At 53.8% G+C, this 10,324-nt stretch carries 10 protein-coding genes; 1 reads left to right on the top strand and 9 read right to left on the bottom strand.

Translation table 11 applies throughout. The features are described 5' to 3' along the window. Positions 1-19: 19 nt before the first annotated feature. Entirely contained in the window at positions 20-553 is a 534-nt protein-coding gene (locus C1A10_RS10630; RefSeq protein WP_101910238.1) for a YcxB family protein, read from the top strand. Between the two features lie 58 nt (positions 554-611). Here the strand turns inward: C1A10_RS10630 and C1A10_RS10635 are convergent, their stop codons facing one another. The 9 genes from C1A10_RS10635 to C1A10_RS10675 form a co-directional block, all read right to left on the bottom strand. After that, the gene (locus C1A10_RS10635; protein ID WP_101910239.1) at positions 612-998 is read right to left on the bottom strand and encodes a DUF1667 domain-containing protein; all 387 of its coding nucleotides are present in this window, start codon (positions 996-998) and stop codon (positions 612-614) included. Next, a complete protein-coding gene (locus C1A10_RS10640) occupies positions 992-2,233 on the bottom strand; it encodes an FAD-dependent oxidoreductase (protein ID WP_101910240.1) in 1,242 nt (413 codons plus the stop codon). Before C1A10_RS10640 ends, C1A10_RS10635 begins: the two co-directional genes overlap by 7 nt. Continuing rightward, positions 2,230-3,681 carry an NAD(P)/FAD-dependent oxidoreductase gene (locus tag C1A10_RS10645; RefSeq protein ID WP_101910241.1) on the bottom strand — a complete coding sequence of 484 codons (1,452 nt, stop codon included), beginning with the start codon at positions 3,679-3,681 and terminating at the stop codon, positions 2,230-2,232. The genes C1A10_RS10640 and C1A10_RS10645 overlap by 4 nt, the downstream gene beginning before the upstream one ends. A 170-nt stretch (positions 3,682-3,851) precedes the next feature. After that, positions 3,852-4,532, bottom strand: coding sequence for a FadR/GntR family transcriptional regulator (locus tag C1A10_RS10650; protein WP_101910242.1), 681 nt, complete (start codon positions 4,530-4,532; stop codon positions 3,852-3,854). Positions 4,533-4,735: 203 nt separating this feature from the next. After that, positions 4,736-6,253, bottom strand: coding sequence for a 2,3-bisphosphoglycerate-independent phosphoglycerate mutase (gene gpmI, locus C1A10_RS10655; RefSeq protein ID WP_101910243.1), 1,518 nt, complete (start codon positions 6,251-6,253; stop codon positions 4,736-4,738). A 117-nt stretch (positions 6,254-6,370) separates the two neighbouring features. Beyond that, a complete protein-coding gene (gene tpiA / locus C1A10_RS10660) occupies positions 6,371-7,138 on the bottom strand; it encodes a triose-phosphate isomerase (protein ID WP_101910244.1) in 768 nt (255 codons plus the stop codon). 80 nt (positions 7,139-7,218) lie between these two features. Beyond that, a complete protein-coding gene (locus tag C1A10_RS10665) occupies positions 7,219-8,412 on the bottom strand; it encodes a phosphoglycerate kinase (RefSeq protein WP_101910245.1) in 1,194 nt (397 codons plus the stop codon). A 325-nt stretch (positions 8,413-8,737) separates the two neighbouring features. Then, positions 8,738-9,664 (bottom strand): DegV family protein, encoded by a 927-nt coding sequence (locus C1A10_RS10670; protein WP_180951095.1) that lies wholly within the window; start codon positions 9,662-9,664, stop codon positions 8,738-8,740. A gap of 19 nt (positions 9,665-9,683) precedes the next feature. Next, positions 9,684-10,199 carry a tRNA (cytidine(34)-2'-O)-methyltransferase gene (locus C1A10_RS10675; RefSeq protein ID WP_101910247.1) on the bottom strand — a complete coding sequence of 172 codons (516 nt, stop codon included), beginning with the start codon at positions 10,197-10,199 and terminating at the stop codon, positions 9,684-9,686. Between the last annotated feature and the right edge of the window lie 125 nt (positions 10,200-10,324).

The raw sequence follows: 10,324 nt of genomic DNA on the forward strand, positions 1-10,324 counted from the left end.
AGGATGAAGGAGAATTTTTATGGAAGTACAGCCGATGATCATCCACACAAAGATGGATAAGCGAGTTTTTACTGACTTCAGCAATTTTAACTCATTTCGCATGAACGGAAGATGGCTGAGCCTGGCTTTGTTCCCGGTTGTGATGGGAGCCTTCGGCATAGTGAATCTGATAACCGACAGCCGGTTATTGTTTTATCTGTTTTGTGCTGCCGGTGTGGCGATGCCGCTGCTTTATCTGGTTTTTTACCATGTTTCCCTGAAAAGGCAGATAACGGCTTATCATTTGGATAAATCCCGCAGCGCGTATACGGTGAGCCTTTCAGCCGATGGGATTGCGGTTTCCACAGAAAAAGAACAGACCTCATTCCGTTGGGATCAGGTATATCGGGTATTTGAACTGGATACCTGTACCTATGTTTATATTACAAAGGCCCGCGCCTTTCTTTTGCCGCACAGCGACCTGTCGCAGGCAACGCCGGAGCAGCTTCATCAGGTGTTTCTGGACTATCTTCCACGGGTCCGCCTGTTCGACAGGCGCAAAAAGCGAGTCTGAAGCGACGCAAAAAGAAACAGCCCCTGCCGCCACTTCACGGCAGGGGCTGTTTGGTAATTCAGCAACCGGAATCTTCCGGGGTTTCTTTTGCAGGGACATGTTTTGTGGCGATTACATCGCTGTTCAGCCCCAGAAGATGCGGAATGACTACCTGACCGGCGCTGACAGGGGCATCCAGATGGATTTTCCGGATTTCACGCATGGCGTCAAAAACCCGGTCTTTGGGGATGGGCGCTGTCAGGCGCACACTCACAAGGGGCAGCCGGCCATGACTGACCAGAACCGAGCTCGCAATGTTCCGCATGGGAGCGGCCAGCTCCTGACGGACATATGCTTCCCCCTTTTTGCAGAACGCGCCGCTAAGCGACTTGATTTTCCCATTTTCAAGAAGTGCCTGGATCTCGCAGCCGTTTGGACAGATGATGCAGGTAAACTGTTTCAGCATTGTACGCATACCTCCAAATCCCCTTGGGTTTTCAGCAGATCTTTGGAAAGGGGAATCTGAATCATTTCCGCGGGGGCGGCTTTTCTGACCTTCACCGTTTTAATCGCACTGCCATTCTGCATGACGTAAATCTGACAGTTCTGATACGGTTTACTGACCCGCAGCGAAAGCCGGATGTCGCGGATCCCGCTGATACGCTGTGGAATCACATGATTGACCCCTGAACCGGCCTGCGTTTTGATAAGGCAGGCGGGCAGTTCGCCGTTTTTCAGATATTCCGCAACAGAGTCGGCAAGCTGTTCGGCTTCCATGGATACAAAATCCACCAGGTCGTGCACATGAAGGGCATTGCCGGCAGCAAAGACGCCAGCCACATTTGTCTGTAAGCATTCGTCGACAACTGCGCCGTGCGTATGTTCGTCCAGCTTCGCCCCCATATCAAGTGTCAGCTCATTTTCGGGGATGAGCCCCACCGAAAGGATTAAGGTGTCGCACGCATGGTATTGCTCCGTTCCCGGGATGGGTTTCCTGTTCTCGTCCACCTGTGAAACTGTAACGCCGGTCAGGCGGGAACGCCCGTGGATTTCGGTAACGGTATGGCTCAGGAAAAGAGGGATCTCATAATCGTTGAGACACTGCTGAATATTTCTGGGCAGACCGCTGGGGTAGGGCTGAATTTCAAATACCGCCTTCACATGTGCGCCTTCCAGCGTCATGCGCCGTGCCATAATCATGCCAATGTCCCCGGACCCCAAAATGACCACCTCTTTGCCCACCATGGCGTTATACAGGTTGATATAGGCCTGCGCCACGCCTGCCGTAAACACCCCCGCGGGCCGTTCGCCGGGGATTGCAAGCGCACCGCGTGTGCGTTCCCTGCATCCCATGGCGAGCACGACCGCCTTTGCCTGCCAGACGGCAAGCCCGCTGCGGGAGACGGTAGTGACCTGTTTATCCGGTGAAACGGAAATGACTGACGTACCGGTCAGGTAGGGGATGCCCAGTTCTTCCGCCTCATCAATGAAGCGCTGCGCATATTCCGGCCCGGACAGCGCTTCCCCGAATCGCGTCAGGCCAAACCCGTCGTGGATACACTGGCGCAGAATCCCGCCGGGAGTATCTTCGCGCTCAATTACCACAATGTCTGTAATCCCTTTTCGGTACAGCCGGACAGCAGCCGCCAGGCCGGCGGGGCCTCCTCCGATAATCACGGCCTCTTTTCGCACTGCGTTCATTCTCTCACCCTCCCGGTAAATAAACTGGAGCCTGCGCGCGCATACAGGACATCCCTGATATCACAGCCGGTTTCCTCACAGATCATCCGGGCAACGCGCATCTGGCAGTATCCGCCCTGGCACCGCCCCATCATTGAGCGGGTGCGGTATTTGATTCCCGCCATGGTGTGCACCCCAAGCGGATTATGCACTGCCTGCAGCAGCTCTGCTTTGGTTACCCTTTCGCAGCGGCAGACCAGCTCCCCGTAATCGGGGTTTTCCCGGATCAACTGTGCTTTTCGTTCATCGTTTTGCTCGGAAAAACGGATAATCCCTTCTCTGCGCGGGTTAAAAGAGGCGTTGGGATACAGCGTTTCGCGCTCCGCCATCAGTCGGACGGCCCGGCGCGCAATCGGAAGCGCGCCGGTAAGCCCCGGCGATTCAATTCCGACAAGGTTGATGGTATGCGGCGCCTCATCGCGGGCCTCTATGACGAAGTCCTGCACAACGCCGTTTTCATCGAGCCATTTGGGCAGGATGCCGGAATAGTTGCGGATGTAATCGGATGTTCTGATATGCGGCCAAAGCGTTGACGCGCTTTGCGCCAGGTAATCCATGCTTTTTTGCGGGACGCCGTAATAAGTGAAGTCGTCTACATATTCGGCGTTCGGGCCTACGGTTACGTTCCCGTCGACTGTCGGGGTCACGTGGATTCCCATGTAAGTATTGCTCGGCACCGGATAGACCGGCATGGGCAGAAGCGGGCCGACGCGCTTATCCAAAACAATATAATCCCCCTTGGAGCCGTCGATGCGGTATCCGGGAATTCCGAGCATTTCAGAGATTTTCCCGCAGCCAAGTCCCGCGCTGTTCACCACCCAGCGGGTCAGGAAGCTTCCCTGCGCGGTCGAGAGTTCATAGGCTTGATCGGGCAGACGGCGGATTCCCGTAACTTCGTGGTCAAAATAATAGTCCACGCCGTTTTTCTTTGCGTTTTCAGCCAGTGCGATGGTGTACTGAAACGGATCGAGAATGCCGCTGTTGGGCGAATACAGGGCAAAATTCCCGATTACGGCGGGCACCAGTTCGTGCAGGCGTTTTTCGCCGATGATTTCCAGGCCGCGGCTGCCGTTGATGCGCCCGGTTTCCAGGGTCCGCTTGAGGCTTGCCAAATCTTCGCCGGTATTGCCAACCAGCACTTTCCCCGTGCGCTTAAACGGGACATCCAGTTCCTTTGCCACCGCGTCAAATTCCAGGCAGCCCTCCACACAGCATTCCGCCTTTTTAGTGCCCGGATCATAAGCAAACCCGCCGTGCAGCACCGCGGAATTCCGTCCGCTTGTCTCATAGCACACATCAAGCTCTTTTTCCAGAACGCCGATTTTGAGCTGATAGCGCGCCATTTCCCTGGCTACCGCGCTTCCGACCACACCGCCCCCGATGATCAATACGTCATATCGCTCTTTCAAAGATATTCCCTCCCTGAAATCATCCCATGAATTTTTGGCTTAATGTTATCATAATCCAATATTTATCAGATAACAACTTGTAAAATTAGACAAATTTATTTATAAAATTTTTATATCTAAAGCTAAAACCTTTAAATCGTCCTATGAATTTATGCGGAAATAAACACTTCCTACAAATTATTCAATTCCTCTAAAAACCGGCTTTGGTTGTAAAGCAGATGCAGAAGCATGGCCTGCTGTGCCTCGACAGGGCGTCTTGCCCGGATTGCCTGCAAGATATCGCGGTGCGATTTTACGGTCTGCACATATTCCTGCTGGCTGACAGCCAGGGAAAAAGCGGTAACGCCGGCGCTGATGGTCGGTATCAGGTTTGACATGACGATGTTATGGCTGCATTTTGCGATTTGCACATGAAATTCCTGGTCTTTTTGGGAAAAATCCTTGCTTTCCTGAATCAGGCGTTCCAGCTCCTCGCAAATGGTACGAAGGGTTTCAAGATCGTCTGCCTGTGCGTTTTCCGCAGCAAGCGCGGCAATCTGCGGCTCCAAAATACAGCGGACTTGAAGCAGATCCAGCACCAGCTTTTTCTGGTCTTCAACCAGGGAAAATCCCAATGGGTCGTCCGCCACCCCGTTCTTTAGAGAAACAAATGTGCCGGAACCCTGCCGGATATTGATGATATTGCGCGATACGAGTACCCGTAAGGCCTCCCGGATCGTATTGCGGCTGACGTTCAGCAGTCCGGACAGCTCATACTCGGTCGGCAGTTTCTGCCCGGGCCGGTATCCCTTTTCACGGATCAGACGGATCAGTTCATCCGCTGTTTTTTCTCCGAGCGTTCTGTTTTCCATTCTATTGACCATCCCTTCCCGCGAATGATGGCATCGGCGGCGAGACGGCACCCCTAAAAAAAGGGCTTACCGCTCAACTAACCATTTCGTATGAATTCAGGGAAATCTTAGCATGTTCAAAAAGCAAAGTCAATCGGCAGAAGAAAAATGCCCCCAGCCTTAAAGTCTGGCTGGGGGCATTTGAACTTCGGCAGCTGCCGGTTTTATTCAATGATTGAGGTTCCGGTCATTTCCGCCGGCTGTGCAAGACCAAGGATTTTCAGCATGGTTGGAGCAAGGTCGGCGAGCCGTCCGCCTTTACGCAGTTTGCAATCCCCCTGTCCGACCACAAGGAGGGGAACAGGGTTTGTGGTGTGCGCAGTGAATGGGGAGCCGTCCGCGTCATACATCTGGTCGGCATTGCCGTGGTCCGCCGTGATCAAAGCGGTGCCGCCCATTTTTAGGATAGCGTCAACCGTCCGGCCGAGGCAGGTATCAACAGTTTCAACCGCTTTGCGGGCGGCATCAAATATGCCGGTATGGCCGACCATGTCGCAGTTGGCGTAATTGAGGATAATGACGTCGTAATTACCGGAAAGAATCCGTTTTTCCACCTCGTCGGTGACGAGATAAGCGCTCATCTCCGGCTGAAGGTCGTAGGTCGCGACCTTTGGAGAAGGGATCAGTGCGCGGTCCTCACCCTCATAGGGGGCCTCTACGCCGCCGTTAAAGAAGAATGTAACGTGCGCGTATTTTTCTGTTTCCGCAATGCGCAGCTGGGTCAGACCCTTGTCGGAAATATAAGCTCCAAAGGTGTTGGTCAGGCTCTGGGGCTTGAATGCCACATGTACGTCGGGCATGGTGGCGTCATACTGGGTCATGCAGACAAAGAACACGTCTTTTTTGCCGCCTTTGCGTTCAAACCCGGTAAATGCAGGGTCCACGATGGTACGGGTCAGTTCGCGGGCACGGTCCGGACGAAAGTTAAAGAAGATCATGGAATCTCCGTTTTGTACATCCGCGTCTTTGACGCAGACGGTGGGCTCTACAAACTCGTCGGTGATTTCGGCGCCATAGGATTTTTCTATCGCGTCCACCGCGGAGGCGTTAAAGTTTCCCTCGCCGTTTACAATAGCGTCATACGCTTTTACGACACGTTCCCAGCGGTTGTCGCGGTCCATGGCATAATAGCGGCCTGTAACGGACACGATCTGCCCTACACCGATTTTATTCATTTCCGCTTCCAATTCGGCAACGTAGTCCCGTCCGCTGGTGGGCGGCACATCGCGCCCGTCCGTGAAGCAATGGACGTAGACCTTATGCAGGCCCGCCTGCTTTGCAAGCCGAAGCAGACCGTAAAGGTGTGTATTGTGGCTGTGAACGCCGCCGTCGGAGCAGAGCCCCATCAGGTGCAGAGCGGAATTGTTCTTTTTGCAGTTTTCAACTGCGGCTGTCAGCGTTTCGTTGGTGAAGAAATCACCGTCGGCAATCGATTTTGTGATGCGGGTCAATTCCTGATAAACGATGCGTCCCGCGCCGATATTCGTGTGTCCCACCTCTGAATTTCCCATCTGTCCGTCCGGCAAGCCGACGTCCATTCCGGAGGCACCGATCAGCGTATGCGGGCAGGTGGCAAAAAGCTGATCAAGATACGGCTTTTTTGCCGCCGCGATTGCGTTGCCGTAATCAGAGGGGTTATAACCGAATCCGTCAAGGATGATTAAGGCCAATGGTTTTTTCATTTTGTAACTGTTCCTCCCTATCTGCGGAAACTGCCGGTAACCGGCAGCATTTCCGGATTCCGAAACCGCCGCCCCGGCTAACCCGAAGGACGGCAGAGCAAACTGAGATCTCTAAAATCACCTGGAAGCTGCGCCGACGATCACCGCAAAATCAGCCGCTTTCAGCGAAGCGCCGCCGATCAGGCCGCCGTCAACGTCAGGCTGGGCCAGGAGCTCATCTGCGTTCTTTGCGTTCATGGAGCCGCCGTACTGGATGGTCATGGCGTCCGCGGCAGGCGCGCCATACAGTTTTGCCACGACGGTACGGATGTAATGGTTCACTTCATTGGCCTGCTCGGCTGTCGCGGTTTTGCCGGTCCCGATCGCCCAGACAGGTTCATAAGCGAGGATGATGTTTTTCAGTTCGCCCGCAAAAACCCCGCCAAGGGCGGCTTTGGTCTGCATGCCGACGATCTCCTCGGTGATACCGGCTTCCCGCTGTTCCAGCAGTTCGCCGACACAAAGGATGACTTTAAGCCCGCTGTCGAGAGCGGCGCGCACGCGCTGGTTGACGGTGGCATCGGTTTCGCCGAAATACTGGCGGCGCTCACTGTGTCCGATGACCACATATTCCACGCCCATTTCCGCAAGCATCTCCGCGGAGATCTCGCCGGTAAATGCGCCGGATTTTGCCCAGTGGCAGTTTTCGGCGCCCACCTTGATATTGGTGCCTTTAGTTGCGTCCAGCGCGGTTTCCAGATTGGTGAAGGGAACACAGATTACAACGCCGCAGTTGGCGTCTTTCACGAGGGGAATCAGTTCACTGATCAATGCTCTTGCTTCCGGGCGGGTTTTGTTCATTTTCCAGTTTCCCGCGATGACTGCCTGACGAATTGCTTTATTCATTTCCATACGCTCCTTTAATCTGTTCTATCAGGGCTGCTTCTATGAAAAAAGGCGGGGCAAGCCGCCCCGCCCCCAAATCATTATTTATCGTTGAGAGCCGCGATGCCGGGAAGCTCCAGACCTTCGAGGAATTCCAGGGATGCACCGCCGCCGGTGGAAATGTGGGTCATCTTGTCGCCAAAGCCCAGCTTGGTGACCGCCGCCGCGGAATCGCCGCCGCCGATGATACTGATCGCACCGCTCTCGGCAACCGCTGTGGCAACCTTCAGGGTTCCGTTTGCAAAGCGTTCAAACTCAAATACGCCCATCGGCCCGTTCCAGACCACGGTTCCGGCCCCCTTGATGGCGTTGCAGAACAGCTCCACAGTCTTGGGGCCGATATCCATGCCCATCCAGCCGTCCAGAATTCCGGCGGCCGCGTCAACTGTCTCCATCGCGCAGGCGGCATCAAATTTATCGCCGCAGACAGTGTCGATCGGAAGCAGAAACTTGACTCCGCGCTTAGTCGCTTTCGCCATCATTTCTTTTGCAAGCTCGACCTTGTCGTCCTCGCACAGGGAGTTCCCGATTGCATAGCCTTGGGCCTTTGCAAAAGTATAAGCCATGCCGCCGCCGACAATCAGAGTGTCGACTTTTTCAAGCAGATTATTGATCACGCCGATTTTATCGGAAACTTTCGCGCCGCCGAGGATGGCGACAAACGGACGTTTAGGATCGGCCAGCGCCTTGCCCATAATGGTGATTTCCTTCTGGATCAGGTAGCCGCAGACCGCCGGCAGATAATCGGCGACACCGGCCGTGGACGCGTGGGCGCGATGGGCGGAACCGAACGCGTCGTTGACATAGATTTCGGCGAGGGAAGCGAACGCCTTGGCGAGATCGGGGCTGTTTTTGGTCTCGCCCGCTTCAAACCGGACATTCTCCAGCATCAGCAGTTCGCCCGGCTTCAGCGCGGCCGCTTTCGCTCTGGCATCTTCACCGACAACGTCTTTTGCCATTGCAACCGGCTTTCCGAGCAGCTCGCTCAGACGGGCAGCGACGGGAGCCAGCGAAAACTCAGGCTTGAATTCGCCCTTGGGTCTGCCGAGATGCGAGCAGAGGATGACTGCCGCGCCATGCTCCAGCAGGTACTTTACGGTTGGAAGCGCCGCGGCGATGCGCTTGTCGCTGCTGATGACTCCGTCTTTAATTGGTACGTTAAAATCACAGCGGATTAAGACTTTTTTACCCGCCACATCAATATCTTCGACGGATTTTTTGTTGTAAGAGGTCATAAAAATGCCACCCTTTCGTTTTATGTGAATCATATCATGCACAGGGGTTTCATGAATTGATACGCTTGTTAAATCGGCATCAATCCACCCATTATTTTAATCTATCATTCCCGTTTTTGCAAGTGTTTTCCTGCATTTGTGCACAGCCTTTGGCAGTTTCACTGCAAGTTTTGCGTGAAATGCTTCCCCAGTTTATAAAATGTGCCTTTATTTGCCCAAACATACAGGCTGCTGTATAAAATTAAGGAGGAAGAAGTTCCGGAATAACAAAAACAGCCTTTTCCCTGCGGGAATAGGCTGTTTCTATTTATATAGGCATTGGAGATCAGAGATAATCCTTTTCGCAGGCGCGGGTGTGGAACCGCTTTTCACCGCGCACGATCATGCCCACCACCTTGGGGCCTGAATTGATGGCGATGGAAGCGCCCGCGCGGAATTTCATTTTTGGGGCGTGCCCGAATTTTTTTGCGGCGGCCTTCCACATATCCTCTCCGTATTGCTCCACCGATCCGTAAACAATCGCGGTGGGCGCTTTTTTATCGACACAGTGTGCAAAGGCGTGTTCAACGATGTGGGTCACTACATTTTTATCACCGCGCACCTTTTCCACTACGGCGGTTTTCCCGTCAATGATCGAGATGACCGGGCGCAGCCCCAGCATATCGCCGACAAAAGCGGCGGCCGCCGGGATACGTCCGGATTTTTTCGCGTATTCAAGGGAATAAGCGGCGAAATAGATCTCGACCGTTGAGAAGAAGTCCTCCAGGTAATCGATGATTTCGGCGGAGGATTTTCCCGCTTTCACCATTTTGGAGGCTTCCATCAGCGGATAGCCGTAGCCGAATGTATAGGAACCGGAATCAAGAACAGTGATGTTCAGTTTGCCCTGCGCCTCGGGGGTTTCCTCAAAGAACATCTTTTTGGCGGATACAGCCGCCTGAAACATGCTGGAACCGGCAGACGTGATTGTGACATTGATGATATCCGTATAGCCGGCTTCAAACGCATCCTGATAGGACTGCTGGTAGGTCAGCGGCAGGATATGGCTGGTGGACGGCAGCTCCTTTGCGGCGGCCAGCCGTTCGTAAAATTCCTCGGTGGTAAAGTCAACGCGTTCAAAATATCCTTTGCCGTCGATGGTGATCGGAATAGGCAGCATAATGACGCCGCTTTCCTGCAGATCGGCATCCGAAATGTCGCTGGCGGAATCGGTAAGCAGAAGGATTTTCTGTTCATTTTTTTTCTTTGCCATGCATATTCTCCTTGTCCTGTTACAGGCCGTTTGCCGGCTCATCCCAGCTGTATTTTGTGAGTTGCCCATGATTTTTCAGCGCAGGAAACCCCCACTGCCGCAGCGTCTCGTATGCCGCAACCGCGACCGTGTTTGACAGATTGAGGCTGCGAGCCCCCTCGATCATCGGCAGGCGCACACAGCTGTCGGGATTTCGCCGGAGCAGTTCCTCGGGTAGCCCCGCGTCCTCCCTGCCGAATACCAGATAGGCGTTGTCGGGATAGGCGATGTCGACATACGTGTGCGGGGCTTTGGTCGTGAAATAGTAAAAAGTACCCTGATTCTTTTCGAAAAAATCTGCGCTGGACGTATACGTTGTGATATCGAGCAGGTGCCAGTAATCCAGCCCGGCCCGTTTCAGTTTAGCGTCGGTAACCTGAAAGCCCAAAGGCCCCACCAGATGGAGGCGGGCTCCTGTGGCGGCGCAGGTGCGGGCGATGTTGCCTGTGTTTTGGGGAATCTGGGGTTCTATCAATACGAGATTCAGAGTTGACATCTATTCACCAGGTTTCAGAGCGGCGATGGCCACCCGGATTGTAACAGTTGTTTCGTTGCTACTAATTTACCATTTGCAGGGCGTATCCGTCAAGTATCAGAACTTTATTTTAGAATCCTGTAAAA

The organism is Marasmitruncus massiliensis, assembly GCF_900186535.1.
Taxonomy (GTDB): domain Bacteria; phylum Bacillota; class Clostridia; order Oscillospirales; family Ruminococcaceae; genus Anaerotruncus; species Anaerotruncus massiliensis_A.

What these genes read in the sequence shown, in the direction of transcription:
- C1A10_RS10670 (WP_180951095.1), bottom strand. Translation starts at nt 9,664, where the DNA reads ATGGCAAAGAAAAAAAATGAACAGAAAATCCTTCTGCTTACCGATTCC.
- C1A10_RS10635 (WP_101910239.1), bottom strand. Translation starts at nt 998, where the DNA reads ATGCTGAAACAGTTTACCTGCATCATCTGTCCAAACGGCTGCGAGATC.
- C1A10_RS10630 (WP_101910238.1), top strand. Translation starts at nt 20, where the DNA reads ATGGAAGTACAGCCGATGATCATCCACACAAAGATGGATAAGCGAGTT.
- gpmI (WP_101910243.1), bottom strand. Translation starts at nt 6,253, where the DNA reads ATGAAAAAACCATTGGCCTTAATCATCCTTGACGGATTCGGTTATAAC.
- tpiA (WP_101910244.1), bottom strand. Translation starts at nt 7,138, where the DNA reads ATGAATAAAGCAATTCGTCAGGCAGTCATCGCGGGAAACTGGAAAATG.
- C1A10_RS10650 (WP_101910242.1), bottom strand. Translation starts at nt 4,532, where the DNA reads ATGGAAAACAGAACGCTCGGAGAAAAAACAGCGGATGAACTGATCCGT.
- C1A10_RS10665 (WP_101910245.1), bottom strand. Translation starts at nt 8,412, where the DNA reads ATGACCTCTTACAACAAAAAATCCGTCGAAGATATTGATGTGGCGGGT.
- C1A10_RS10640 (WP_101910240.1), bottom strand. Translation starts at nt 2,233, where the DNA reads ATGAACGCAGTGCGAAAAGAGGCCGTGATTATCGGAGGAGGCCCCGCC.
- C1A10_RS10675 (WP_101910247.1), bottom strand. Translation starts at nt 10,199, where the DNA reads ATGTCAACTCTGAATCTCGTATTGATAGAACCCCAGATTCCCCAAAAC.